The following is a 26,542-nucleotide window of genomic DNA, read 5'->3' on the forward strand; positions in this document are numbered from 1 at the left end:
TTATCCTCCTAATCTAATGGAATCACTCGCCTTACACGCCTACCTTTACCATCAGCTCTTCTTATTTCATTTTCTAATTGGTTAATTTGTTTTTGAACATGAGATAAATTGGCCCTATTAAGTGTCATTCCATCAACTGTATAGGACTGGTTAAGCAAGATAGCTTGTTCTGCTTCATAATACATGGCAAGCCTCTTTTTCTTCATCTCTAATAAAGCATCCATTATACTTCAACTCCTCTACCTACTCGGCCTCTTGGCTTTTTTACTCTCTTCTGTTTACTTTGCTTCATATAGTTAATACCATTATCTATTTTTTCTTGTAATGACTCCCAATTAGGATTTAATATTTGAACTGCTGCTGTTGCATAATTTCTAATGTCTAAAGGTTCATTTCTAACACCTGATTTTTTAATCCACTCTAGCTTGGATTCTCCTTTTTTATTAACTGATATAACTCGTTTTTCACTTGTTAGACCTTTCATGTACTGCTCATCGTAATTGCGTTCAGGATTACTAGGAAAATGACAATATCCTGGACCTATTTCTTCTGTATTAAGTCTGGCCATAATTAATTCTTTACCTTGATCTACACCTAAAATGAAAATACCAACACCATTTTTTGTGTTGGTACTCTTTTTATAGATAAGAGGATAACCTGAACCACCAAGCCCTTTAATGCCATAAATTCGCTTGTGCTTCTTCTCCATTTTCTTCAGAAACTTATAACAGTTGTCTGTAAAATGACCACCAGTGTCAATACAAGTAGCTGCAATCAATAAGCTATTGCCGTCACTAAAATAAAACTCTTGTTCTAGCCAATTTTCAAGTTCATTCCACGACTCTTCTTTTTCTGGATCACAATAAATCGTATGATATTGGATTCCCCAACTCTCATAGCCATTTCTCCATCCAACGACTTCTATCTCAAAGCGATTATCTTGAACATCTACTCCTGCTGTTAAAACAAGTACACCATTTGGAATATCAGCATCATACTTTTCTCTTCTATCAAGAATCTTATCTTCTTCTACCCCTTGGCCTTTTAACTCCCATGGCAATCCACGAGAAGTATTTTGAAATACTTTAAGCTGCTCTACACTTCTTGTCTTCTTATAGTGTTCGTTTGCATCCTTAAAATCTTTTATAATTTCATCCCAATGTTTCCAGGGAGAAGCCATTTCATTGAGATGGAATCCTCTTTTTTTGATAGCCTTACCTTTAGCAATCCACTTTCCTGGCTGTGCTTTCCATTCTTGCTCACTAAATCTTTCTCTACACTCCACACACTCCATAGTTAAATCTTGAAAGTGTAGCCTTTCCCATTCATAAGGTTGATAAGTTCCACAGGCAGGGCATTCTACAGACCATTCCTCCATAGAACTATCGTTGTACTCTTGCTCTATACGAGATATACCTTTTATGGTAGGTGTTGAAACATATATCTTTTTCCTATTCCAAAAAGTATTGGTACGCTTTTCGGCAAGTTTTATAGGATCACCTTCTGTTCCTGCACTTAATGGATATCGGTCTACCTCATCACATAAAAGAATACGAATAGGTCGAGATGCCAACCCCGCTGCTGATTGTGCACCTACAATGGTGATATGTCCTCCTGGAAACTTCTTATGCAAAATAGTATTTTCACTATCACGACTTTTGGCATCAGATATTTTTCCTTTAAGAACCGGTGTATCTCGAATCATTGGTGCTAGCCTATCCTTACTAAATGCCTGTGCCATACCATCCGTCGGTTGCATGACTAAAATAGGAGATGGATCATAGTCTACGCAATAACCTATCATATTTAATACAAGCTCTGTCTTTCCAACTTGTGAAGAGCTCATTACCACGACGGTATCAATAGATACATCACTTATGGCATCCATAATTTCTCTTTGATATGGTGCCCTATCTGTATTCCAGCGTCCTGGTTCTGCAGAAGCTTCTGCTGATAACCTTCTATTCTCATCTGCCCATTGACTGACTGTTAGTTTGGGTGGTGGAGACATGACTTTTGCAATTCTACTAAAAAGGCATAGGGTCTTATAGTTGATTTTCTTCTTCATTAAGTCCATACCCATCAATTTCTCCTTCATCATAATCTATATATTCTTTTGAATAGAAATCTTCAGCATTATAGTCTTTTAATTCATGTAAAACTTCAATAAGCTCATCATTAATAATTTCTTGAATCACTGCTTTATTCTTTTTTTCTGCAAGAATTGGAGCCAATTTAGGAGGTATGTTCAGAAGTCTTGTCCTAAATGAAGTCAGCATATCAACCATTACTTGTTCAACATCTTCAGCTTTATGAATCTCACCTCTCATAAGAGCTAATTTAATCTCAGCTTGATGTCTTTCAACTCTTACCTTAATAGCTCTTTCTTGCTCTAAGTCTAGCTCACCATTTGTATGAGAATTTACAATGTCTTTTTCCATCTTCAACATATTCAAATATGTTTTAATGCTATCTGGCAAGTTATAGCGTCCTTTCGAAACGCGTGTAAAAATGCCTTCACTTGCTAATTGCCTTACTCGTCTATCTGTTACTCCTAATAAATCTGCTAATACTGCAGATGATACTGTTAATGAATCAATATTTTCTACCTTAGACATACCTCTTCTCCTTTCTTTTACTTTTTACTTAGTAAATAATTTACTTCATGATCAAATCTTTCATTAAACTTTTTATACATTACTTTAGTAACTTTTCCTCTAATAGGTTTGGAACTTGCCATACCTGGTATAGATGGGCCTGTCAGCTCTCGTATTCCTAACCTTTCTTTACCTTTCCTGATAAATATACCTTTATGCTGCCTACGCTGTTTGCCATTATTTTTAGGCATTTTTGCAACGAATGCTTGCTCAGGTAATGCTCTTTTACCTCTTCTTTTAATGGATACAACATATTCTTTTGGTATACTTGTATCATTCTTGAATCCTGAAGCTCTAAGAACTGGTCCACTTGCAACTACTTTACCTGATAATTTTGATATAGTTGCATTTTCTTTCTCTAACCCATGTTTGATTTCACTTACCTTTACAGTATATGTATCCTTCAATTCCGTATGAATGAACTTATTGGTAGCTGATATTGTTCTATTAATAGCATTCTTTGTAGCTCTATTAATCCCTTTTGGTATATGAGCTAACTTACGTGTTGCCATCTTATAAGCTACCTTGTCAATTTCAATGTTAACCACTAAAATTACCTCCTTATCGGAAACGGAACTTTCGATTTTAAACTATTAGAAACTAGGGAACATTCGGGCGACATGGAACCGCAATCCATTTTTGAATTTCGAAAGAACCTATAAAATTTCACCCTGTGAGTGCCCATTTGTTTACATTTGTAAACTATATTATGCGTTATATCTATTATGTCTCTCGCATTATTTTAGCTTTATATTTCCTGTTGGCTTTCAATGCCTCTAAACACTTTCTTGTATTACGAATAATAGACATAGTTCACAATGTCGCAATTATTTCCCAAGCTTTTTTAACTTCCCATTAATCCCCTTAAAGGATCTTTCATTTCAAGTGTTATTTTATCGTTTGTTTCCTGGTCTAAGTCTAGATAAATGCTAGTAGTTAATGATGATGTGTGCCCTGCATAATGCTGAGCTTTCTCTATACTATTCCCATTATCTTCATATACAGCAAGAAAGCACATCTTTCTAAATGAGTGAAAACCAAAATCCTTTAGGTGAAACTCTTTTGTTACTTTATCTAACCTTCTATCAAACTGAGAATAGGATAAAGGTTTGTTCCTACCTCTCGGACTAGGGAATAATACATGCCACATCTCCATATCTTTGGTATACTCATCAAGTATTTTCTTTAATGTAGGATGTATTAAAATTTTTCGTGCCTTTTTAGGTGGTTTAGGATTCGTTCCATCCTTTTCAGCTCTTTCTTTATACTTCTGTTCCAGATACTTTGTCTTATTCTCTACAATTTCTAGATATTTACCACTAACATCCCTTTTTCTCAGACATCTTAAATCATTGATTCTATATCCTGTATAACGAATTAACAAAATCATAATATATAGCTGCATATCGTACTTCTTACAGTATTGATAAATTGATATCTCTAGCTCTTTATCTTTGATAGCTTTTGTTTTAATCCCCATATACTTCTCCTCTAATAATTTGTAATAATTAACTCACCATATTCTTTTCTAGCCTTTTGTTCTTTTGCTATTGAATAGGGCACTTGCACCTCTTCTATATTAAAATCCTTATACCATTCTCTTACTTTAGGATGGTCATTGATTGTAACCATAAACTTGCCTTTTATCTGAGATAGTGTATCTCTTAATAAAAGATGTTCTTGCTCTCCAAACACATTCCCATAACCTGTAGTTTCAAAATAAGGTGGATCACAAAAGAAAAAGCTATGAGGTCTATCATATCTTTTAATAATATCCTCAAAGCTTTTATTCTCAACATATGTATTTCTAAGTCTTTCTTTTATATCCCTAAGTACACCTTGATAAAATATCTGTGGTGCTGGTTTACTTGTTGTTCCATAACCAAATGTTTCACCTTTTCCAGCAAAGCTTTGTGAGATAAGATATAGAAAACGTACTGCTCTTTGAATCTCTGTAAGATACTCAACTGTACAGTGCTTATATTCCTCAAACATATCCCGTCCTGAAAACTCATACTCGAGTACCCTTTCGATTTCTGGAGCATGACACTTAATCATACGAAACATATTAATAAGCTCTTTATCGATGTCATTGATTACTTCAACTTTGCTTGGTTCTTTACCAAAGTACACCCATCCAGCTCCGAAGAATGGTTCTACATAACAAATATGTTCTGGTATTCTTTCTAAAATAGTTTTTCTTAACTTTGATTTTCCACCCATACGTGGAATTGGTGGTTTCATCATTTGTTCTATTCTCCTTTACAAAACAGTTTTATTGGGTTATTACACACCATTTTGAACAAGGATTTTTTAAATAAAAACACACCTAGATCACTATATTACTAGGTGCATTTTAAAATGAATATTTGATAGGTTACCCTATCCTTTTAATATTTCTTTAGGGGGAATTAGGATGAACTCAATATTTAGGATGATTTCTTTCGTTCACCCATTAACATCTTAACATGTAAAACAGGTCAATAGTAGGTCAACATCAGGTCAAAGTAGGTCATGAACAGGTCACAAAAAAAGAGGAAGGTTTTACCCTTCCTCAAAAGATAGTTTTATTACCCATCAAGTAACTATTTGCATGTCGAGAATGCTAAAAATACTTATTCTAAATCGAGCTTGTATGTATAATTGTCGTATGTAATATTAGTTCCTTGTTTATTGAAAGAACCTTCCTTTTCTATAGTAAACCCTAACTTTTTTATTACTGCATTAGATGCAATGTTTTCTTGTGCAATGTCTGCTGTAAACTTGCGGCCCCCTTTGGCATAGCCAAAATCAATTAATGCTTGAATAAGTTCTGTTCCATATCCCTGTCTCCAGTATTGCTTATGGATACAGTACCCCAAGTCCCAATGCATCTTATCTTCCATAGGTACAATACTACCTGTTCCTACAAACTCATTGGTATCCTTTAAAAATGCTACAAAAGGATACCATGTTTCATCTTCCTCAATCCCTTTAGCAAAATTCATATACTTTTCATCTGCCTTATCTCTCGGTGGATCTCCTAAATATTTTCCTATTTCATCGTCTAGCCACATATCAAGACATAATGGAGCATGCTCCTCCTTTGTACTCTTAAGAATCAATCGTTCAGTTATCAAATCATTTGTTAGCATTACTATCCCCTCACTTTTTGTTCGCTAAATAAATTATCTATTTTTTCTTACTCTAAATTTATCATATTTTTATAAGTAAGTCAGTATTTTTAGTGAAAAAATAAAGGATAAGCCCATTAGGACCTATCCTCAAAAGATATTTTTATTTGCTTGTTAAATAACTATTTGGTTCTTACTCACTCTACTATAAACCCCTGTGTTGAAGGCATGTTCTCCCATATGTATCCATCAGAAAGGTAGTATTGTCTTATAACAGAACCATCTGTTTTTGTCAAATCTATTACAAAAACTTGTCCTGTTTCTATCAACATTGGATACTCACTATAAGGTAGTACATACTGTTTGGGGTTATCCTTAAAATCGTTATATGCATTTTCTAAACGCCAAAATTCTCTATATGCATAGTCTTTAGATCCCGTTAAGTCTTGTTCTCCAAAATACAGCGCCTTATAATCTTTTCCATTAACATTGATGGTATCTACTCTATACGGCTCAATGTCCTTTGCCCAACTAGCTAAATCTTCAGTGTAGATGCTATTACCATAACTCTTTGTAAGTTGATTTGCCATGCATGGAGCAGAGTTTGTAAAATCCATCGCCTTTAACCCAGTGTGTGTCGCACCATAAATTCCCATAATACTTTCTCCACTTAGTTGGTCAAATTCACGGATAAAATTTTCAACCATCTTATTCTCACGATATACATCATCTAAACCACCATAATAGTATCTACCTTGTTCTATGCTCTCCTGTGCTAACAAATACTGCTCCGAATCTTCTAGATTATTACTTTCAAGATATTCTAAATATCTCATTCCTATAGTAGCCCATTGATGCCCTATATCTGTGCCATGAAAAATAGTTTCAGGACATTTGGCTTTTATTTCTTTGTAAAATGCTTTAACATCAGGGTTATAGCTAGCAGTTCCAACCCAAGCATTATAGATGCTATCCAATATATCATCATTGTCTGATTGCATCCATAAGTTTAAAAACTCTGCAGTATAATATGGCATTTCAATGAATAAATGCCTCATATCTTGATCATGATAATATTCACTCCATAGCTCAAGTTCTTTCTCTAAAATCTTTTTTACACCATGAGATTCTCCATATAGATAAATTTGCTCCGAAGCTTGTGGCGATAGCACTGATACATCTCTATGCATGGCACTTATCAAATATGTTGAAATACCTAGTATCATAATTAATGCAATAATAATTCCATAGATCCTTTTATTCATTGGTCTCCCCCTAAAAGATATAAATAACTATTTTATTGATTATTAAGCTTTTTCCATTTTCTAATTTTTGTGCGGAATGTTTTAAAAGGAGCAACTGTATTAATATGTACCCACTTCCAAATAGGCCATTTTGATGGTGTAGAAGACGCCCATTTTCTAACACCTTGTGAAAATAACTCCTCATCAGAAAAGCTACTAATCCAAATTATAATCCGTTCAACGCAATTATTGAATAGTCCTTTTAATTCATCTAAAGAATACTCTTTATACTCCTCATAAAAGTTCTCATACAAATCACCTAACTTGTTCCATTTGTACTCAGGTGCAGGAGTAAGTACTTCATAACCTTCTAATTCATTTTTATCCCAGTTCATAACTAGATTCATCCATCCTAGCTGATAGGCTAACATTTGAAATGGTGTGCGGTCAACGCCTTCAATAAGCCTATTTTTATCAGCTTCACTCACTGTATCAAACTCGTCAATAAAAAGCTTTGCCATCTTTACTATTTGTTTAATAAGTTCATCCTTAGTCTCATATCCTTGCATATTATGCCCCCATAAATTTTTTACCCTTTCATTTTCTACATAATAACATACTGAATATGACAACAGCATGTCATATATTAAATGATTCGACTCATAAATTATCTATTTTTTATATATTATCATATTATTTTATTGAAATCACCATTTCACTAAAAAAAGCTAGAACCTATGTCCTAGCTCTTAACAACCTATTCTCCTACTACTTGGCCAAGATAAATATCTCTAAATAAAGGTAAGTCTATATAACTCTTTTGACCTGCTAGCTTATCTGCTAACGCTTTAATTCCATCCTTTGCATATCTTTTGCATGTTGATTCACTCAGTCCGACTTTTCTTTCTGTATACTCCCAAGTATATCCTTCTATAAACTTTAAAACCAATACTTCTTTCCATACTGGCTTAATTTCTTCTAATCCCATATCAATACGATTCACATAATAACTCAATGCTTCTATCTTTTCCTCAAGATCTAATTCAAGCTGAGCATTTTTAATGGCTATTTCCTCTACTTTTGAAGTTACCTTATTATTTTTTGCTGGAACCACATCATATCTAATACCGGTTACACCTGTTTCTCCCTCAACCCTGTTTTTACGATTTTCTTTTAATTTCTTTAATAATTTTATATTAGCCTCTAGCATATCCTTATTTGCCTTGTATTCCTCTAAACATTTCTTTGTCTCTTGTAAATAATCTTTCATCCTAATCCCTCCTAAATATCAAACTTTCATTTGCTTGAATAAGCACCAAAACACTCATGCCAAAATGACATAAGTGCTTAGGTCTTTATTCAATTAATCTTCATCAAAGAAGCTTGCTGCCTCAAGTAAATCATTATCCTCTTTAATCGCTTCATGTTTGACTTCAACTCTAACTGACTGATAGTCTGCAAGGCATCTTCTTAATATCTTCTCAATTCTAATGTCCAGGTCTTTTTCATTTGCTATATTTTTTCTTTCTTCCATCATTTCTTTTCGGATACAGTAGCGTATAAACTCTGCCCTGTTCCCTTTTCCATTTATATACTCTAATAATTCTCCATCATTATCAAAGTTAACTGGCACTATAGGCCTTGTTTTACTCACTTAAACTTCACCTTCCCTATTTCAAGAAAGCCTTTCACATTAGTCCACTGCGTATCATTTACCATCTGAGCATGTGGCATAATCTGTTTAATAGCATTCTCAACGAGTAAGCTTGTCCCCCCTGTTACTACAATATCCATTAAATCTATTGGGAACTCTTTCTTAAGATTTGATACTACTTCATCTGCATACGACATATAGATTTCACTTAAAGCTTTTTGACTTTCAGGTGCAACTTTACCCTGATACTTCATGCCACCATTTTCAATAATGTCCTCTATATCTCTAGGTGACAGACCTCTTTTGTACATAGCTTCAAATTTTCGTTTAACCATAGCCTCTATATGCATAGAACCTTGATTGGTTGTCATCATAGAGCTTGGCTGTGGCATTAAGTTGTCATAGATACCAAAATTCATGTTCCTACCTCCAAGATCTATAACGCCTACACGTTTACCTATGAAAAGTTCTTTGTTGGTGTAAACTACTCCACTTGATTCAGGCATGATAAGTACCCTTGAAAATTTGATATTCTGTAATTTCCCATCTACTACAAACTTTTTGGGTGTCTGCTTGATATTATCTTGAAACTCCTTACGATTATCTTTACTAAGATAAATATTTGTCGGGCATCCTATAACTGCTGCTATATCACCTTTACAGCCCAGTCTATAAGCCGCTGTATAAATGGCCATCTTATGTAATAAAGTATTTTTCTCTAAACTGTAATCTACATACTCACCTTGATCTCCAATAATAAAAGTATCCTCTTCATAAATTACTTTATGGCTATTGCCTGCCGCTTCAATATCTAAGCTTGTAGTAAGGTGCGTGCTTTTAGTCCTAAATAAAGTCTTTTCTCCACTTGCTGCTACTGCCTTTGTTGCATGTTTACCAGCATCTACTGCTATAATTTTCATCCTAATTCCTCCACTTTATATATTTTGTATTACAATGTAATACATTTTCTTATTTTTCTGTATTACAATGTAATACAAGCACGTTTTGTAATACAATGTAATACAACTTTTCACTTTTCCTTTCTAGAATGGCAAATCATCATCTTCTTCTATAGTTGGTGTAGGTGTCCAACTTGAACCCTCACTTGATGATGAAGTATTTTCAGAAGTACTCTTCTTGCCTTCTGCAAAATGCTGTTCTTCTACAACAATATCAATTGACGTATGCTTAACTTTTTGTTGGGCTTCCCAACTATTCGTTTGAAGCCTACCTACAACTGTAACCATTTGGCCTGTTCTAAAGAACTTTTCTGCAAACTCTCCCACCTTGCCAAAGGCAACAATATTGAAGAAGTCTGCTTCTACCTCTCCTTGTTTTACATACTGCTTTCTGACCGCTAATCCATACCTTGCTACTGCCACTGGATTAGCTGATTGAGAGTATCTTACTTCAGGATCACGCGTCAAACGCCCCATCAAAATCACTTTGTTCATCTTGTGCCTCCATTAATTCACTGTATTCTTTTAATCTCTTTCTACGCATATATCTAACAAACGCTTCATTAAACAGCTTGCTCTTTCGTGCTTCGTTCTCTGCAATTTGAGCTTCTATAACTTGTTGCATACTCACTTTACGTCCTCCTCCCAAAAATAATTTTATTTTATTTTAATCTTCAGAATATATCATATAATATAATTAAAGAAGGTGATAATTATGTTAGCATGGATTCTTTGGCTAATAAAAAATTTTCTCTAGTTTCTCCAAGGGGGATTTGTTGAATCCCTCTTGGAAACCTCCAAAAGTCAATTTTATTTCGTGAATAATTTCCTAATTTCTACTTATACTATTATTGGATTTAATAGACATACTTTGCTCTACACCCCTCGTGATTTATTTATCTAGAATAGCTTCAAGTTGTCTTCCTCTTGGGCTATTCTATACATATCCCAAAAGCAAATTTTATTTAACTAAACAATTCAAAGAAACATTTAATTAATTTTACTATTATCCATCCATACACTAAAATTCCTACAGTTTGTACTACTTCCTCCATGCTCAACCTTCTAAAAATCAATTTTTCTTACATAGTTTTCTTAAAATCAATATAACCTTTTAGTAATTGATATTGATTTTCATTATTTTTTGTGTTATTATTATTTTACACTATACATATATATTTTTAATTTAAACACTCCCCACATTCATAAGCACTATTAAAAATAGTGCTTATTTTTTTATTCAAAAACCAATTTTACCTATTCCAATAATCAGCTAATTGTTAACTACTTATTTCATTTATTGTATAATTATTTCGTTTATTAATTAATTATTTATTATTAATTTATTGTTTGTTAACAATATTCGATGTATAATAAATATCAGCTAGGGCAGTTTCTCCCCAGTAACACCCTATCTAATCCCTTTGAAGCACATTCTAAGATATTTATTCGCATCATAATTATCACTTATACGCTCTTCTTCAAGGGGATTTTTTATCAAAAACTATTTTATTTGCTTATTTTTTTATATCACTAAGATATATTAATTTTATATATTAGATGGGGGATTTCTATGATATATTGTGCGTGTCAGCACTGTGGTACAGATTTAGAAATTGATACTAATGTCCACATATTAAATTATCAAGAATCAAAAGATATTATTTGTACAATTTGTTATAAAATCGCCACTAAAGTTCGTGCAAACAATACTCCTATAGTAAATGTCAGAACAACATAAAGCTTCCCTCGTGGTGGCTTTATGTATTTTATTTACTATCCAGTTTCATCCCCTTTCTTAATGAATTATTTTACTAGTTAATTTCATATTCAACTTCAAATTCATCTATATCTAAAATGTCCTTTATATCTTCATCTGTGTTTATTAGTGCATAACATGCCATTTTTATCTCAGCTTCTTTTTTCATATTATATCTCCAAAAATATTTTTTATTAACTTAAATTTGATATTGATTTTCATTTTCTTTTATGGTAATATCAATTTATACATTATAATATTTTAACAACTCCTTTCCTCAAAATTAGTAAGCACTATCGCCATATAGTGCTTATTTTTTTACTCAAAAACTAATTTTATTGATTAAGCATATCCTGCCATCGTTCCTACTTGCCACCATGCCATATCTGAATAATTACCCCATCTGTAAATTGCACCACTTAATGGTGATTCAGCTATGACTAAAAGTCCTGGGTATGGGAACTGCTTCTGTATATCCTCTAATGTTATTGTTTCATCTACTCCAACATCATGTGGCTCTCTATTCCATTTTGGATTTACCACTTCATCATTTAAAATTACAAGAACTGTATCCATACCCATTTTTGAAAAGTATATTTCTTGTGGGTTATCAATTTTCTCCATAATCTCACTCTTCCTTTAACAAAAAACTATTTTATTGCATATCATTTAATTCTGGTATTCTATAATCACAAATGTATTCTACTGCCATAAACAATACATCTATCAATGTATTTGAATGATTTTCCCATATAGGCGATACATCTATGTCATTTGCTGCATCTTCTAAATTTAGTAACTGAATACACCATCTTTCATCTACTGTATAGATATTCATTTGTGCAAACTCTCGTATAAACTCTATCAACTGTCCTTCTGTTAGTAATGGTGTATTTGCATCGCCTTTTAGTTCTCTAACTGCGTCAAGTTGACTACTTCTATAAATCAAAGTAGGATCTCCGTCTAACGGAACGTATAAATCCATCATTTTTGGTTGCCACCACTTTAGTAACGTATATTGAGTTGCCATTGACGCTCTATTAAATTTTGCTATATCAATAACTTTCATGTTTTCACCTTCCCAAAGAACTATTTTATTGATTCTACATACTCATAGTCATCATGGTAAAACCGTAGACATACGTCTTCCCACTCAAGATCTGTAAGTTCTCCGTCCTCTAATGTAAAATCACACCCATAATTTTCAACTGTCATTTCAAATCTTTTTTCTTTGAAAATCCCTATCCAGCGTGTATCATTGACTTGTTTTAACTGTAATTCTTCCATATTCCCTCCTCAAAGAATTATTTGTTTGATTTAATTTTTTAATCTTAAAATTCCTCATTTCTTAGTCGTGTGTATTTTTCTTTTATTTACATATACTACTTATAAAAATTGGAGGCCAAAATATGAAATCTAAATCATATGTTTTTATGTTTATTACATCACTTTTTGTATTTACATCTTCTTTGTCTGCAGCAACTATTGACTCTAACGCACATAAGCAAACTGTTACTAACTATATAGAAGAGATTAATCAAATACAAAAACAAATCTTTACATTGACACAAAAAATTGCTTTTCTAACTACTCCATCTGATGAAATTTATATCACAGAATTAAAATTTATAAATAACCAGTTAGATAATGTTACACAATCAATGCTTAGCTACTATGAGTCTCTTCCTGATCTATGTGCTGAAAAACTCAATGTACTAGTTCTTTTTAATTCTACTAACCTAATTCATTGTTCTTTAATCAAATTGAATGAATTAAATAACTCTAATTCTAATATTGAAAAAATGACCATCTTACAAACCTATTGTGCATTTCATGTAGAAGCTAATAATATTCTAAATATTGTTTCTAATCTTGTGTCACAATAAATTGTTTTAAAGTAGTAGCAGTTTTATATAGAGAATGCTACTACTTTAAAATTATTCTATGTCGGTTTTGATATTTATTAATTGAATCAATAAAACCTAGATTTTGTCATGAAAATTCTTCATTTTCTTCTGTAGTTATGTTTTAATTATATGTAAAAAAGGGGGTAAATTTATGAACATAACTTGGCTTATTATAATGATTGCAATCTTTTTGATACCTGCATCATGTTTTGTCTTTGGTCTTATCACTGCAATTAAATACGTTATAAAAGATGACACCAAAAATTACGAAAAATTTGCTTGGATATCTACTTTAGGATTAATTGGATGCTTAATTATCATCTGTTACATAATTTTAAGTTAACAAAAATTATTTTTATTTATTTTAAATTTTTACTTTTTCATAGCGCATTGACATATTTTTATACTAAAGTATAATTTTTATCAAATAGAGTTTTGTTTATATACTTGTTGGGTTCACTGAGATTGATTCACTTAGTGAACCCTTTATTTTTTACAAAAGTTACTTTTATTAATTAATACATTGAATAACAAAATGCTAACTTTCCTCCGACTACATCCATAATGCTAACTACTACATAATGTACATAACATCCTCCAAATTCCGTTCTATATAACCCATTTAAAATAGGATTATGGATTCTAACTGCTGTATCTCCTATCGCTGTAAAATCTTTAAATCCTATGATTTCTCCAACCACTTCTTTATCATCACTTCTTTGAATTACTTTTAGCTCTTCATCTGATAAGACTTCTACTAGCTCCATCCTTTCCCCTCCATCTCACAAAAATTCACTTTTATTTCATCAGTCCTCAACTAGTCCCCATATATCTTCTTCATCTAGGAACACTGTATCAGGATCTCCTTCTTCTACTTCATAATTACGTCCACCATAGTTGTTCTCCATATAAGCATCTATAATTTCATCATCTGACATATTGTTAGGTCTATCACACCCTCTGTCTATTTCGATTACGATTGCTGCACAATCATCCATATACACTGTGTATCTATTGTAATTTTCCATCATCTCACTCCATCAAAAATTGATTTTATTTATTTGAATTTTTTCTTATGCCCTATATAATTTATTTATCAGCTCCACCAAGCTGAAATATAAAAGAAAGTTGGTGATTATCATAGAACATCTTACTGATATCATCGAGGTAGTTGAATCAACTTATCACAAAGAAGCTAATGCCTATCTTGAACTTGGTTGGTCTTTACTTAGTGTTAACGTCATATCTTCTCCACAATCATCTATAAATGGTCCTTGTTATATTCTTGGTTGGAATAAATCAAATGGCTCTATTAAATATCCTAAACAAGCGAACGGTTTTGACAGACTACGTGATATGTATGATCAAGCTACCTCTGACTTTGTAAATTCTTAACTCTGTATTCTACCTAAGGAATACATCATATTTTGATAAGTTGGGTAAATGCATATTAAAATCCATCCTGTTTTTACTAATGCATTTACCTCTTCCCAATTATCAGTTTCTTTTATTTCTTTAACTTGGCTTAGTCTTTGATCTACTAACATCGCTATTCCTCCAAAAGTTAATTTGTCTTATCAAGAATGCCTTTAATTTCTTCTATGCATTGCTTGACTTTATCTGCCCTTGCTTCAATTAAATCCTCGTACCCACGCTCTGCAAATAATTGCATTCCATTAAGTACGCCCTCAATTGAATCTAAATACACTCCTATCAAGTCCTTATCTAATGCATTCATATGTCACCTCCATCAATAGATTATTTGCTTCTAGCAGAACGCTAGCTGTTGGTAACCAAGTTCATCCCTTATAACTTTGACTGGCACCTGTTCCTTGCGCCTTTTATCTAGTTGTAAATTAGTGCAATACTTAGAGGCATAGACCTGCATTGCCACTTCCTCAATGGTGTCATGTTTATTCCATAACTTGACTGTCCCCTTGATTTTCTCAAAGGTTTGTTCATTGTCATTTTGCTTAATATGTTCCCTGACTAAGCTTGTCCATTCTTGCTTATCAATAGGTTCACCATTCATTAGGTAATACTGCTGTTCTATCTTGCACCCTATAGTTAAATTCATTGCTACACCTCATTTAGTTCTTTCAGCACATAAGATTTGATATGCTCAATATCTCTATATTGAGTCATAGCTTCATGTAGCTTCATGAGAACATATGTAATCGATTTGTTATGAGCATCAGCTACTTCACTTGCCCATGCTGCCATATGATTAATCTGTTTAGTTGTCATCTCTAAGCTCCTGTTCCCAAACTAGCAAGAATACTTTTTACCTTTTCTAACCCTCTATTAATAGATTCATCACTTGCTCTTTCATATCTCGTTTCATCAGGGATATAAGCGATTGATTCTCTTGGTTTCTGTAATAGGCTTATTTGATTTTTAAGCCCTATGCTCACAACGTTATCTAGTTCTTGACGCTTGTTGATGCTTTTCATGGTCTTATAAAAATGAGCTCTATCTGCTTCATCATTCTCACTCGAGCAAATCTCAAGCCATCCCCCCATCGCCTGAATAGCTTGTACAACTTCTACTGGCAATGATGCATAAGCTTCCTCTGCTCTTGCATATCCAAAACTTCTGATAGCTTTCTTAACCAGCCCCCAAGCCTCTGTCTCATCAACAGGTGCTCCATTAATAATTTCACTAGCAGCTTTTCTAATCTTTGCTATATTAGGGTAAAACTCTTCTTGAGAAATCAATTTGTGTACTGCTGCTGTTAATACCTGCATAGGGATGTCCATCAAGCTTTCATACCAAAACAGCATCATGTTCTTGTCTTGTAAATCAAATTGCCAATTTGGATAATTGCTCTTCAAACCTGCCATAAGTGTTGCGAACTCAGTTCTCAATTTTTTTTCTAGGTCTATGTTGTTTTCATACATAGATTACTCACCGCCCCCGTTAATGAAATCTTGAATGCCTTGTGACTGCAACTGACTTGTTACACTCCCAAGTGTAGTCTTAAGATTGTTATCATACTGCCCTTCCAAAATAGCAATTGCTTGGTTCTCTCGCATGATCCAATCAAAGTTTGCCTTCCACTCTTTCTTACGACCTGCTAAGAAGTCACTGGACTCTGTTTTATAAAACAAGGTTCTCAATATATCCATATCTCTATTTGCATACTTCCACATAGTACGCATTGCCTTTTTACGCTTATCACTAATTTGTTGTACCTGTGGTAAAGATGTACATATCTTGTTGTACTCAAAAATAATGTCTTCATAAGGCACTTGTGTACGTTGCTTGTGTGCTTGCTCGTCAGAGCCACTATTGTGCGTACTCTCCTGTGTAATCTCTTGTGTAGTCTTCTGGTAATCTACTGTGTAATCTACTGATAATGGAAATGCCCTTTGGTCACTTACGTAAATACCTTTTGGTTCTGTACCTAAGTTCCCTTTGGTATTCTCTGTAGATGCCCTTTGGTCATTTACGTAAACGCCCTTTAGTAACTTACCTAAAGCACCTTTGGTCATTTCCGTAGAATCACTTTTTATACTCCATTCCATTAATTTTGCATCTATCAATTCATTATTTCTCATATAGAAAGTTAAGCCTTTAACACGATCTCGGTAAGATAAGTAATACATTCCCTCAAACTTATCTTCTGCTGCTACATAAGCCTTTTTACTTTCATAAGTAATACCAATCTTAGAGAAAGCATTTTTAAACTCTTTCTTACTAAATCCAATTTCCTCAACCCAACTATCACCTAATGTATAGCTTTCATGTTCACAGGACTCTAAAAACTTATAAAAAGCTTTACCACTTGTCTTTGAAAACCAATATTCTAGTTGGACCATTAATAGGCTTGCTGTAACAGAGCCAGTTATACTATTTAATTCCGGATAATATGGAATTGCTCTAGATACATTCGCAAGCAATAAATTTTTCATCTTTGACATATGTATCCCCCTTTTATCTATAAGTTGTAAAAGCCTACTAGAAGAGCACACAATGGTATACTTGCTACCAATACGCCTCCTAATAACGCTCCCATTACAACACTTAGAATGTATATAAAGCTGCTGAATTCCTCAGCAATAAAATTAACAATTGCACTCTTTTTACTATTCATTTGTCAACGCTCCCTTTGACTTAAGTTACAAACCATGCTATACTTAAGTCACACATGTATTTTTTAAATGTAAGCTCTTACAAGACTGCCATCTTGTGAGGGCTTTTTACTTTGCATAAAACTTCTAATAATCAGTGGCAAGCTTACCCCTGCTAGATCTGCAACTTCCTTCTGAACTATACGCCATCGTTCCTGCTCATGCTCTTCTACAGTTCCATCACATGCTATAGAGATCATGTCCATTTGAATCCGTTTAATATCGTCATACTCCTTTTGAAATCTCAGCGTTAAATTATCTAAATCTGTATGTACAATAGGTGGTAAAACTAATCTGCCTAACTCTGTGCATTCATGCAAATAAACATAACCTAATAATGGCTCATCATAAGCTTGTACAATTTTAGAAGCCATCTTTTCAGATGGAATATCCTTGCCAGTCTCCCACTTGCTTAATGTGGATGTATCGGCTATACCAATTAATAAACATGCCTGTTCTTGTGTCAGTCTACGTTCTTTACGTGCTTTAACAAGTAACATTGAAAATTCTCTTACGTGCATTTCTATTCCTCTTTTCTTGTTTTATTGGACCAACTTTTCCATTGAAAATTGGTCTATAACACTATTCCTTTGTAACTTCCTATGAGCTACACTATTCTATGTAAAAAAGATTTTCTTCCTTACCCCAACGTATAAGTTCTTGTTGTTGCTGGGGAGTCAGTTTTTCCATGATTGAATTAAGATAAATACGTTTAGCTTGTTCAAAAGTTTGTAGAACAGTAGGCCTGCTAGGATCAGTTGAGTAACTTACTGTAATCTTATCTGCATATCTCCCCATGACTAATCACCTCCTATATATACATATGAATGTCAGAAATTGTCCTATTCTACTACCTATTTCCTTTTTACTTGTATTTCCGTCATTTCGGTTAATAAATTAAGGTCTACCCCAAGCCTTTTGCTCAACGCAACCATTACTGGAACGCTCGGCATATACCTATCATTTTCAATGTCTGATAAATAATTTCTAGAAATACCAATTTCTTTAGCAATTTCTATTTGTGTTTTATTGCATTTTATTCTATGTTCTCGTACAAGTTGACCTATTGTATTAATCACGTCGGATATACACCTCCTTTATATCCCAAATTGTATTGTATCTCCGTCAAAATGTCAACAGTTTTTTTACTTGTCATACCGACTTTTTGATATAATATCTTTAAAAGCAGGAAATACCGACATTTCAGAAAGGAGTGTGCAAATTGTCTATTGGTGAAAATATTAAACTGCAAAGAAAAGCAAAAGGGCTTACACAAGCAAAATTAGCTGAACTCTCTAATATATCTCGTTCATATCTAGGAGATTTAGAGGGTAATCGTTATAATCCTAGTATTGATACGCTTAAGGCTCTAGCTAAATCTCTTAATGTAGATACTTCTGTGCTATTAGATGGTTCACAAGATATAGTATCTATGCCCATACCTAAAGCTATAGAGAAGAAAAAAGAGCGTATATCCTATGATCAATTTATGGAGACTGCAAAAGCCTTCTTTATGGATGCTTCTGAAGAAGATCGTGAGGCAATCACTAGAGATATATCCAACCTTTATTGGGAAAGTAAACAGATTAATAAAAATAAATATGCTCCACGTAATACAAAAAAATAGTTATGCAGTTTTAGCAAATCTATAACTTTTTTTGACTGGAGAGTGACCAATGATAAACATTAGTTTGCGTGTAAAGAATTTAATAAATAGACATGAGACACGTGATCCGAAGAGAATTGCAAAAGACTTAAATATCCATGTAAGATACCTTCCCTATGAAACAACTAAAGGTTATTTTATCAAGATAAAGGGCAATAAATTTATTATCATCAATTCCAACCTGGATGAAGTAACTCAAACTATCGTTCTTGCGCATGAGCTAGGACATGCTCTGCTCCACTCAGATTTAGAGTTTATAGGGGAAACAATAGATAAAACTACATATGAAATGCTACTACGCATTAAACAAACTAAAATATACTAAACGACATTCAAGGCATGACATAAAACTATAAGTTTTTTTGTCATGCCTTTTATTATGAATTAATTTCCTACTATCTTATTGAAAGAATTTTCAATATATAACATCAGGAGGTATATATGATAGAACAACAAATTATTTTCTCATCCTATTATGATATTGACTTAGACAAACAATGCATAATACATCAAACAGGGGTAGATGTCTTAAATAAATATATATTAGCTACTTTAGATTGTGTAATAAGTAAATATGACAAATGCCAGTTATATGAACCACTTATACCTAACCAAGGCTATGTATATGAAAAAATTTCAGAGATTCTACAAACAATAGAGTCCATCATTCCACCTAATCTCCATAAAAATCTTGATACCTTATTACAAGATAATTCCCAGGAAGTTGCTGTTGCTCTGGATGAAAATATTTCACCTGAATTATCATCTTCTTTCTTAACATATAGTAGTCATATTGCTAATAAACTATTATCAGAGGAATTACGAGTAAATCATGGTGCTGTTCAAATTAAACAAGGTGCTTTAATACAATCTATAGTTATTACTCGCCATGGATACTATTATATTCTGTTAAAAAATGAATTTTTTAGGGGAATTAGTAGAAACTCATTAGAAGAAATTCAGGCTTTTCTATATGATACTACTAAGAAAAAACTGCCCCTAAAAATAGCTATTTTTAGGTTTGATTTAACAGACTCAAATGAGTTGATATTAGGTGAGACATGTATTGATGATGGAATCAAAAGTGACCATAGTCCTACTTGGTATGAAAGCTTCCTAGAATTAAAAAAATGTACTAATGATTCTATTAACACCGGGAACTGCGCAAACTTTCTTATTAACATGTGGGATTCTGTAAATATTGATACCTACACAGCTAATGAAATAAGAAATACCTCTATCGGTTATTTCTTTACACATGATGAATTTGATTTAGATGAATATATGGACCAGATAGTCACAACATTTAATCTATCTGATAATCAAAAAACAGAAGCATTGAATAAAATTAATACTTCTCGCAAAAAAACGCGGGGTGGCTTTGATTATAAATTCCACATTATGAAAGATGCTATTAAAGATAAGTATATGACAAAAAAAATATATCCTATTGGTAGTAAAATTACTGTTTCCGTATTAGGGAAAATCCTTCCATCTGATATAAAATCATTTCGTTCTCCAGAAGGTAATTATTTGATGATTCGAACTGAAGATACAGCTGTACTCGATGCTTATAATGATTTTGAAATCTAAAAATGTCTTAAACATTGAAACATTAAAAAGTGTATGATATAAAAGAGTATATAAGTATAAATTAATAAAAAAAAAGGGGGGGATCTATGAAAATAGTTCAGATGTGCTTTAAATTATTTAGTACTGCTACAATTGACTATAAAGTTATTTCACACAAAGAGAATATTGAGCGCGCTGAGATAACTATGGAGCTCTCTTCTTTTAATTTAAATAATGACCACACATTTATCACTAATTGTAAAGAGCTAATAAATCAATTAGGTACAGATGTTATTTCTCTACATATTCTTCAATATAATAAGACCATTGTAGATATGATCTTAGATGAAACTACTGCTGATGATGAATTAGATGCTTACTATGCTACTATAGCTGAAGGATTAGATGCTTCGTTATGCTCTTCATTAAAAGTTATTATTGATAAACCATCTAAAAATCAAAAACATATCTATTTTATAGATAAATTTATTGAATACTTAGAATCACAAACACTTAATAAGGTTATTAGCTTACTTAGTAAGCAAAAGAATCAAAATGGACATATTATTTTTTATATAGATGACTATAAAGATATCTGTTATACAAATTATATCTTTTTTATAACACGTGAGTACCCATTAGATCCACGAGCCCATATAAAAAAATATGAAATTAGTAACTCTTGTCATCTTATGCATATAAGTAATTTATTAAGCCCCGATACTTTTGATTTATTATTTGCACCTAAAAATAATGTCTTATATAACTTTTTTGATAAAATGCGAAGTATTCTATCACTCATTTATATCTCTAATAAATCAGAAATTCTAGACTCTACTTGTATAAACTTCAGTATTACAGGATATAAAACTATTGAACTCACCATTGATACAAATGGTATTATCCCTAGGTCTACTATATTTGAGATTTTCAAATGGGTTTATGAAGAGGGTTGTACTACGGATAGGCTAGAATTAGCTAGAAATATCTTATCCTTAGATTATATAGATTCTCTAAATGATATAAATAATACTACACTAGCATCCATCCATTCTAACTATAGTATGTATCTAAAGGAGAATATAGATAAATATCTAGACACTAAGAATAAAATCAATGATATTTTCTTAGATTTATTTTTTAAAAGTAAAGAAATATCCAATAAGATTAGTTCTAATTTAAAAACTGCATTAATGGCAAATTTATCTTTTATATTTACTATTTTAATAAGTAATGTAATTAGTAGTAGTACGACACCAATGTTAATTACTAAAGACTTTAGTATTATTTACTTATCTATTAATGCATTTTCATTCTTATACCTAATCTTTTCAAGTTTAATATGTCACCATGAAATTAAACAGCATAGAAGCCTATTTGATAGAATAAAAAAATCTTATTCTAAAGTTATATCTCCATCTGATTTGAATGAAATATTTAATAAATCTATTATTGATGAAGATATTAAAAGTATTACCACTACATGTGTATTCTACATTATCCTATGGGTAATAATTATTATAATAAGTATTATTACTTTATTTACCTTAAGCCCTTGGTTTAGCAATAAAGTAATCAATATAGTCTATAATTTAAGAGGGCTCGTATAAACAATACGAGCTCTTTGTTATTTATTAGGAGGGCATTATGAAAATAGCCGTATATTCTCGTAAATCAAAAGCCACCGACAAAGGTGAATCTATAGAAAATCAAATTAATGCTTGTAAAGACTACATATTAAAATGGTCCAACCTTAATACTTCTGATGTACAATTTATCATCTACCAAGATGAAGGTTTCACTGGGAGTAATACAGAAAGGCCACAGTTCCAAAAACTCTTAAATGATGCTAAGAAAGATAAATTTAACATGCTTATCTGCTACCGCTTAGATCGTGTCAGTAGAAATATTGCAGACTTCTCCAATACCTATGAGCTATTGCAAGAACATGGTATTGAATTCGTATCTGTGAAAGAACAATTCGATACTTCTACGCCTATTGGCCGTGCCATGCTTAATATTGCCATGGTCTTTGCTCAGCTAGAACGTGAAACCATTGCTGAGCGTATTAAGGATAATATGCTTGGACTAGCCCGTACTGGTAGATGGTTAGGTGGCACTACACCTACTGGTTTTAATTCTGAACCTATCGAGTACCTAGACCATAATATGAATACTAAGAAAATGTATAAACTAAGTATAGATGAAAATGAAATTGAAAAAGTTAAACTCATCTTTACCAAGTTCATGGAACTTAAAAGTTTACGTTCAACAGAATCTTATCTACTTATCCATGATATCTATAGTAAAAACAATTGTAAGTATACAGCAGCTACTATTAAAGATATCTTAACGAATCCTGTCTATGCTGCTGCTGATTCCAATATGTATGATTACCTCTCTTCTCTTGGATGTCAAATTTGTAATGAAGAAAAAGATTTTGATGGGACATATGGTATTATGTCCTACAACAAAACAGATCAAGTGGGTAAATCCATTTCTACTAAAGATTATTCTGAATGGATTATCAGTATAGGTAAACATACACCTATAGTTGAAGGTACGGATTGGGTATCTATTCAAAGTATATTAAACTCTAATACCCAAAATAGCTTCTACACGAAAGAAACGATGCAATACGGACTTCTCACCAATATGATTAAATGCGCTCATTGTGGAGCGAATATGAAAATAAAAAAAGGGAAGATAAATGCTAAAGGCGAGCTTGCCTACTCTTACGTTTGTACAACTAAAGAAATGTCGAGACGTACAAAGTGCAATGTCAAAAATGTAATTGGCCAAGAAGTAGATGCAGATGTTTTTAATTATCTAGTAGACCTAGCCGAAAATAATGAATTCATGTCCTCTATCTTTAAATCTAACAAGGCTTTTGTCACACAATCCATAGAAGAAATCAATCATAAAGTTCAAGACTTGACAGCACAGATAGAAGATAATGACTTATCTATGAAAAATCTCATGAGTCAACTTGCTAAATTACCCGCTGAGCATCCCCTTGTTGACCTATATATGAAACAACTTAGTGAACTTGATACCTCTACTAAAGCGTTAAAATCTCAAATTCAGCAGCTTCATGAAAATGGAGAGCAACAACAAGTTATTAATCTTAATTTGGATTCCCTTCGAAAAGCGTTCACCCATCTTAAGGATTTAAAAGATAGTACAGATATTCATATGCAACGCTCTATTATCCGTTCTATAGTAGATTATATTACTTGGGATGGTGAAAGCCTTCAAATTAATCTATTTGGGCAAGATATACTAAAAAAAACAGCGTAAGCTAATCCGTTCAGAGGTTGTATCCCCTACGCCTTTGTGCAAGGATAGCAAATGCTATACCAACTGCAGAAGGCGCCATCCAATATGCCATGCAAAATAGTGAAATTACACTTAATGATAGTAAATGCCTTATCCTTGGCTTTGGTAGATGTGGAAAAATTCTTGCCCATAAACTAAAAGGTATTGGGGCTAGAGTCTATGTAGAAGCACGCTCAACACGAGACCTTGCCTATATTTCTACTTATGACTATATACCTATTCCACTTTATGACCTGAAAAAACATCTTTGGAAATTTGATTTTATCTTTAACACTATTCCTGTTCCTATTTTAACTGCTGAATATATCGATCTCTTTCCAAAAAATGTTGTTTATATTGAATTAGCATCTGTATCTGGTATTGATAAATCTTATAGCCAGGCTTTAGGAATTCACTATGTTCCGGCCCCTAGTCTTCCCGGAAAAGTTGCTCCTATGACGGCTGCTTCGATCCTCTACCAAGGCCTAACTCTTATTATGCTCAAACAGGGGGAAAAATTATGACTGAATTAAAAAACTTAAAATTAGGCGTTGCATTCTGCGGGTCTTTCTGTACTTTTAAAAAAGCCATTGTTATGCTTAGAAATCTTGTAGACTTAGGTATTGATGTCTACCCTATTATGTCCTTTAATGCTTATACTATCTCTACACGCTTTGGCAGAGCCGAAGACTTTATTGACGAAATTGAAACAATCACTGGAAAACCTATTATTCATACCATTCATGATGCTGAACCATTAGGTCCTAAAAATATGATAGATGCACTGCTTATTGCACCCTGCACAGGAAACTCACTTTCTAAAATTTCTCATGCTATTGTAGATACACCTGTCGTCCTTGCAGCAAATGCAACCATGATATGAATACTGGTTTATAGCTGTATGCTCTATCAAATTCATGGTATGAATTAGAGGCGATTAAAACACTAGGTGATTGTATTAGATTTAATAGATTAAAAAATAACTTAACTCAAGCTGAGCTTTCCATTAAGATTGGAATCAATAAGAACATACTTTATATGCTAGAAAAAATAAAGCTAAACTACATGTAACATTTATCTTAAAAATTGAAGAAGTACTAGTGTGTTCCTTAATAGGATCTGATAGATACTATGATTTTACAAGAAATAATCCTAATAGAGGTGTACAATCCGATTACTTATATTTTCCGATAATCAGTTGTAACTCCTACCTAAAATTACAATTTTATACCAGCTCATTATTCCGACAAGCTGGAATTTACACATCTTTTTCAATAAAATGCACCGGATAAGTATCCCAGTATTTCTTATAAACTCGTTCATTCAGCCCATCAAAATTTAATTGATACATTCTAAATGTAACCAATATGTCTTTCGGTTGCCACTGTTCTTCATAGGAATACTTATAACTCATTCCTAATTGTTTCATAACTCTACCACTACGAGGGTTTTTAATATCGTGTGTAGCTGTAACATACAAAAGTCCGTCTTTTTTTACCTGTTCTATAACTGTCTTGCTTGCTTCTGTTACAATTCCTCTGTGCCAAAATTCTTTGCGTAATCCATAGCCTAAATCATGGTTATCATCAATACTTACATTAACATAACCAATAGGTACATTGTCTGTTTTTAAACAGATAGCATATCTATATCCATTATCCAGTTGATATGCTTTTTCATATTTATGTTTGTAGAACATTTCAGCTTCTCCTAGTGATTTAAGAGGAAACCATGGTAGATAGGTATTAACTTCTTCATCTTTGTAGATATGGAATAGGGCTTCTATGTCATTTTCAGTGAATTTTCTTAATATCAATCTTTCTGTTTGTAATATAGATGTATTATGATTTTTCATATTTTAACTCCTTTAAATTCAAATTTATATTGCTCTATGAATATACATTCTAGTCAGTTCTTTCTCCCCATCACCTTGAACCATACATAAAAACTCCCATCCATAACGCTCATAAAAAGAAGTATGATCTGTAATAAGGTAAAGTGTATTAATATTTTTTTCTTTCATATCATTACAGGTATAATCTAGCATTTTACCTGCAATACCTTGATTTCTATATTCTTCTTCTACATAAAGAGCACAGACATTAGGCGCTAAATCTTTTCTATCATGAAAATCATTTTCTATTACGCCAAGTCCACCTACGATTTCATCTTCCAACATTGCTACATACCATTGTGGAATATCATTTTCATTTTTTAGGCACTCATCAATACTTTCAAGATATGCTTCAAGTGGAATATTCCATCTCTTATGAAACCAATTAGCTACACGCTCCCTCAATTCTGGTTGTTCCTGTATTTTTAAAATTCTATACTTGATCATACTTATATTCCTTCCGTCAAATTCAAATTTATCAACTCATAAAATATCTATTCCAAATATTATCATATTTTCTTATCAAAATCATTATTTGAATAAAAAAATAAGAGATAGCCCCCTAATTGAACTGCCCCCAAAAAGTTAGACATATTTAATGACGCAACGAATGGGCATGGTATGATAAAGTAGACACAAAGTTAAGATAAAATAGTGAAAGGTGGT

38 protein-coding genes are annotated in these 26,542 nt (G+C 32.6%); 8 read left to right on the plus strand and 30 right to left on the minus strand.

From position 1 onward, the window contains the following. Positions 1 to 8: 8 nt before the first annotated feature. The 17 genes from ACLTBU_RS16245 to ACLTBU_RS16325 all read right to left on the minus strand — a co-directional run bounded on the left by ACLTBU_RS16245 (position 9) and on the right by ACLTBU_RS16325 (position 12,673). Positions 9 to 224, minus strand: coding sequence for a DUF6148 family protein (locus tag ACLTBU_RS16245; protein ID WP_412219988.1), 216 nt, complete (start codon positions 222 to 224; stop codon positions 9 to 11). After that, entirely contained in the window at positions 224 to 2,083 is a 1,860-nt protein-coding gene (locus tag ACLTBU_RS16250; RefSeq protein WP_412219990.1) for a phage terminase large subunit family protein, read from the minus strand. The genes ACLTBU_RS16245 and ACLTBU_RS16250 overlap by 1 nt, the downstream gene beginning before the upstream one ends. Then, entirely contained in the window at positions 2,046 to 2,618 is a 573-nt protein-coding gene (locus ACLTBU_RS16255; RefSeq protein WP_249334031.1) for a hypothetical protein, read from the minus strand. Before ACLTBU_RS16255 ends, ACLTBU_RS16250 begins: the two co-directional genes overlap by 38 nt. Before the next feature lie 17 nt (positions 2,619 to 2,635). Continuing rightward, positions 2,636 to 3,205, minus strand: coding sequence for a hypothetical protein (locus tag ACLTBU_RS16260; RefSeq protein ID WP_337528485.1), 570 nt, complete (start codon positions 3,203 to 3,205; stop codon positions 2,636 to 2,638). A 296-nt stretch (positions 3,206 to 3,501) separates the two neighbouring features. After that, on the minus strand, positions 3,502 to 4,137 hold the full coding sequence (locus tag ACLTBU_RS16265) for a tyrosine-type recombinase/integrase (protein WP_412219993.1): 636 nt from the start codon (positions 4,135 to 4,137) through the stop codon (positions 3,502 to 3,504). A gap of 11 nt (positions 4,138 to 4,148) precedes the next feature. Then, complete coding sequence (locus tag ACLTBU_RS16270) at positions 4,149 to 4,904, minus strand: DNA adenine methylase (RefSeq protein ID WP_412219995.1); 756 nt, start codon at positions 4,902 to 4,904, stop codon at positions 4,149 to 4,151. A gap of 368 nt (positions 4,905 to 5,272) precedes the next feature. Then, a complete protein-coding gene (locus ACLTBU_RS16275) occupies positions 5,273 to 5,791 on the minus strand; it encodes a GNAT family N-acetyltransferase (RefSeq protein WP_412216970.1) in 519 nt (172 codons plus the stop codon). Between the two features lie 176 nt (positions 5,792 to 5,967). After that, positions 5,968 to 7,035: a hypothetical protein gene (locus ACLTBU_RS16280; RefSeq protein WP_412219996.1), complete on the minus strand. Its 1,068-nt coding sequence runs from the start codon at positions 7,033 to 7,035 to the stop codon at positions 5,968 to 5,970. Between the two features lie 32 nt (positions 7,036 to 7,067). Next, entirely contained in the window at positions 7,068 to 7,583 is a 516-nt protein-coding gene (locus tag ACLTBU_RS16285; protein ID WP_412182676.1) for a ClbS/DfsB family four-helix bundle protein, read from the minus strand. A gap of 188 nt (positions 7,584 to 7,771) precedes the next feature. Next, positions 7,772 to 8,284, minus strand: a complete 513-nt coding sequence (locus ACLTBU_RS16290; protein ID WP_412219999.1) for an RNA polymerase sigma factor — start codon at positions 8,282 to 8,284, stop codon at positions 7,772 to 7,774. 93 nt (positions 8,285 to 8,377) lie between these two features. Then, on the minus strand, positions 8,378 to 8,668 hold the full coding sequence (locus tag ACLTBU_RS16295) for a hypothetical protein (RefSeq protein WP_412220002.1): 291 nt from the start codon (positions 8,666 to 8,668) through the stop codon (positions 8,378 to 8,380). Beyond that, complete coding sequence (locus tag ACLTBU_RS16300) at positions 8,665 to 9,588, minus strand: hypothetical protein (protein WP_412220003.1); 924 nt, start codon at positions 9,586 to 9,588, stop codon at positions 8,665 to 8,667. The genes ACLTBU_RS16295 and ACLTBU_RS16300 overlap by 4 nt, the downstream gene beginning before the upstream one ends. A gap of 123 nt (positions 9,589 to 9,711) precedes the next feature. Then, a complete protein-coding gene (locus ACLTBU_RS16305; protein WP_412220005.1) occupies positions 9,712 to 10,122 on the minus strand; it encodes a single-stranded DNA-binding protein in 411 nt (136 codons plus the stop codon). Then, complete coding sequence (locus ACLTBU_RS16310) at positions 10,085 to 10,258, minus strand: hypothetical protein (RefSeq protein ID WP_412220007.1); 174 nt, start codon at positions 10,256 to 10,258, stop codon at positions 10,085 to 10,087. The genes ACLTBU_RS16305 and ACLTBU_RS16310 overlap by 38 nt, the downstream gene beginning before the upstream one ends. Before the next feature lie 1,470 nt (positions 10,259 to 11,728). Then, positions 11,729 to 12,010: a hypothetical protein gene (locus ACLTBU_RS16315; protein WP_249332832.1), complete on the minus strand. Its 282-nt coding sequence runs from the start codon at positions 12,008 to 12,010 to the stop codon at positions 11,729 to 11,731. Between the two features lie 31 nt (positions 12,011 to 12,041). Then, entirely contained in the window at positions 12,042 to 12,374 is a 333-nt protein-coding gene (locus tag ACLTBU_RS16320; RefSeq protein WP_412220009.1) for a hypothetical protein, read from the minus strand. Positions 12,375 to 12,475: 101 nt separating this feature from the next. Next, positions 12,476 to 12,673, minus strand: a complete 198-nt coding sequence (locus ACLTBU_RS16325) for a hypothetical protein (protein ID WP_271012830.1) — start codon at positions 12,671 to 12,673, stop codon at positions 12,476 to 12,478. Between the two features lie 122 nt (positions 12,674 to 12,795). On the opposite strand from ACLTBU_RS16325, the gene ACLTBU_RS16330 reads away from it, so the two are divergent. Next, the gene (locus ACLTBU_RS16330) at positions 12,796 to 13,272 is read left to right on the plus strand and encodes a hypothetical protein (RefSeq protein WP_412220011.1); all 477 of its coding nucleotides are present in this window, start codon (positions 12,796 to 12,798) and stop codon (positions 13,270 to 13,272) included. A gap of 536 nt (positions 13,273 to 13,808) precedes the next feature. On the opposite strand, the gene ACLTBU_RS16335 is transcribed toward ACLTBU_RS16330, so the two are convergent. The 11 genes from ACLTBU_RS16335 to ACLTBU_RS16385 form a co-directional block, all read right to left on the minus strand. Then, the gene (locus ACLTBU_RS16335) at positions 13,809 to 14,060 is read right to left on the minus strand and encodes a hypothetical protein (protein ID WP_249332837.1); all 252 of its coding nucleotides are present in this window, start codon (positions 14,058 to 14,060) and stop codon (positions 13,809 to 13,811) included. Positions 14,061 to 14,099: 39 nt separating this feature from the next. Next, a complete protein-coding gene (locus ACLTBU_RS16340) occupies positions 14,100 to 14,321 on the minus strand; it encodes a hypothetical protein (protein WP_412217284.1) in 222 nt (73 codons plus the stop codon). Between the two features lie 363 nt (positions 14,322 to 14,684). After that, positions 14,685 to 14,840 carry a hypothetical protein gene (locus ACLTBU_RS16345; protein WP_412220013.1) on the minus strand — a complete coding sequence of 52 codons (156 nt, stop codon included), beginning with the start codon at positions 14,838 to 14,840 and terminating at the stop codon, positions 14,685 to 14,687. A 17-nt stretch (positions 14,841 to 14,857) separates the two neighbouring features. Further along, positions 14,858 to 15,031 (minus strand): hypothetical protein, encoded by a 174-nt coding sequence (locus tag ACLTBU_RS16350; RefSeq protein WP_412220016.1) that lies wholly within the window; start codon positions 15,029 to 15,031, stop codon positions 14,858 to 14,860. Positions 15,032 to 15,061: 30 nt separating this feature from the next. Beyond that, positions 15,062 to 15,370 carry a hypothetical protein gene (locus ACLTBU_RS16355; RefSeq protein WP_412220019.1) on the minus strand — a complete coding sequence of 103 codons (309 nt, stop codon included), beginning with the start codon at positions 15,368 to 15,370 and terminating at the stop codon, positions 15,062 to 15,064. A 2-nt stretch (positions 15,371 to 15,372) separates the two neighbouring features. Then, positions 15,373 to 15,540, minus strand: a complete 168-nt coding sequence (locus tag ACLTBU_RS16360; protein ID WP_412220022.1) for a hypothetical protein — start codon at positions 15,538 to 15,540, stop codon at positions 15,373 to 15,375. Positions 15,541 to 15,542: 2 nt separating this feature from the next. After that, positions 15,543 to 16,193: a replicative helicase loader/inhibitor gene (locus ACLTBU_RS16365; protein ID WP_412220025.1), complete on the minus strand. Its 651-nt coding sequence runs from the start codon at positions 16,191 to 16,193 to the stop codon at positions 15,543 to 15,545. 3 nt (positions 16,194 to 16,196) lie between these two features. Next, positions 16,197 to 17,216: a hypothetical protein gene (locus ACLTBU_RS16370; RefSeq protein ID WP_412220026.1), complete on the minus strand. Its 1,020-nt coding sequence runs from the start codon at positions 17,214 to 17,216 to the stop codon at positions 16,197 to 16,199. A gap of 236 nt (positions 17,217 to 17,452) precedes the next feature. Further along, complete coding sequence (locus ACLTBU_RS16375) at positions 17,453 to 17,947, minus strand: helix-turn-helix transcriptional regulator (RefSeq protein WP_412220029.1); 495 nt, start codon at positions 17,945 to 17,947, stop codon at positions 17,453 to 17,455. 91 nt (positions 17,948 to 18,038) lie between these two features. Next, a complete protein-coding gene (locus tag ACLTBU_RS16380) occupies positions 18,039 to 18,224 on the minus strand; it encodes a hypothetical protein (RefSeq protein WP_249334834.1) in 186 nt (61 codons plus the stop codon). A 56-nt stretch (positions 18,225 to 18,280) separates the two neighbouring features. Further along, positions 18,281 to 18,505, minus strand: a complete 225-nt coding sequence (locus tag ACLTBU_RS16385) for a helix-turn-helix transcriptional regulator (protein ID WP_412220031.1) — start codon at positions 18,503 to 18,505, stop codon at positions 18,281 to 18,283. A gap of 143 nt (positions 18,506 to 18,648) precedes the next feature. Here ACLTBU_RS16385 and ACLTBU_RS16390 point away from each other — a divergent pair, with 143 nt between their 5' ends. The 7 genes from ACLTBU_RS16390 (at position 18,649) to ACLTBU_RS16420 (ending at position 24,865) form a co-directional block, all read left to right on the plus strand. Continuing rightward, a complete protein-coding gene (locus ACLTBU_RS16390; protein ID WP_412220033.1) occupies positions 18,649 to 19,053 on the plus strand; it encodes a helix-turn-helix domain-containing protein in 405 nt (134 codons plus the stop codon). A gap of 49 nt (positions 19,054 to 19,102) precedes the next feature. Next, positions 19,103 to 19,417 carry an ImmA/IrrE family metallo-endopeptidase gene (locus ACLTBU_RS16395; RefSeq protein ID WP_412220036.1) on the plus strand — a complete coding sequence of 105 codons (315 nt, stop codon included), beginning with the start codon at positions 19,103 to 19,105 and terminating at the stop codon, positions 19,415 to 19,417. A gap of 116 nt (positions 19,418 to 19,533) precedes the next feature. Continuing rightward, positions 19,534 to 20,685 (plus strand): hypothetical protein, encoded by a 1,152-nt coding sequence (locus tag ACLTBU_RS16400; protein WP_412220039.1) that lies wholly within the window; start codon positions 19,534 to 19,536, stop codon positions 20,683 to 20,685. Positions 20,686 to 20,771: 86 nt separating this feature from the next. Beyond that, positions 20,772 to 22,274 carry a hypothetical protein gene (locus ACLTBU_RS16405; RefSeq protein WP_412220040.1) on the plus strand — a complete coding sequence of 501 codons (1,503 nt, stop codon included), beginning with the start codon at positions 20,772 to 20,774 and terminating at the stop codon, positions 22,272 to 22,274. A 37-nt stretch (positions 22,275 to 22,311) separates the two neighbouring features. Then, positions 22,312 to 23,964 (plus strand): recombinase family protein, encoded by a 1,653-nt coding sequence (locus ACLTBU_RS16410; protein WP_412220041.1) that lies wholly within the window; start codon positions 22,312 to 22,314, stop codon positions 23,962 to 23,964. Between the two features lie 89 nt (positions 23,965 to 24,053). Continuing rightward, on the plus strand, positions 24,054 to 24,506 hold the full coding sequence (locus ACLTBU_RS16415) for an NAD(P)-dependent oxidoreductase (protein ID WP_320650221.1): 453 nt from the start codon (positions 24,054 to 24,056) through the stop codon (positions 24,504 to 24,506). Next, on the plus strand, positions 24,503 to 24,865 hold the full coding sequence (locus tag ACLTBU_RS16420) for a flavoprotein (protein ID WP_177672120.1): 363 nt from the start codon (positions 24,503 to 24,505) through the stop codon (positions 24,863 to 24,865). The genes ACLTBU_RS16415 and ACLTBU_RS16420 overlap by 4 nt, the downstream gene beginning before the upstream one ends. Before the next feature lie 375 nt (positions 24,866 to 25,240). Here the strand turns inward: ACLTBU_RS16420 and ACLTBU_RS16425 are convergent, their stop codons facing one another. Together ACLTBU_RS16425 and ACLTBU_RS16430 are read right to left on the minus strand one after the other, a co-directional pair. Beyond that, positions 25,241 to 25,837: a GNAT family N-acetyltransferase gene (locus tag ACLTBU_RS16425; RefSeq protein ID WP_412220043.1), complete on the minus strand. Its 597-nt coding sequence runs from the start codon at positions 25,835 to 25,837 to the stop codon at positions 25,241 to 25,243. A 24-nt stretch (positions 25,838 to 25,861) separates the two neighbouring features. After that, complete coding sequence (locus ACLTBU_RS16430) at positions 25,862 to 26,323, minus strand: GNAT family N-acetyltransferase (protein ID WP_412220045.1); 462 nt, start codon at positions 26,321 to 26,323, stop codon at positions 25,862 to 25,864. Positions 26,324 to 26,542 lie beyond the last annotated feature (219 nt).

The sequence above is a fragment of the Zhenhengia sp. genome (assembly GCF_046966505.1).
In the GTDB taxonomy this organism is placed as follows: domain Bacteria; phylum Bacillota; class Clostridia; order Lachnospirales; family Cellulosilyticaceae; genus Zhenhengia; species Zhenhengia yiwuensis.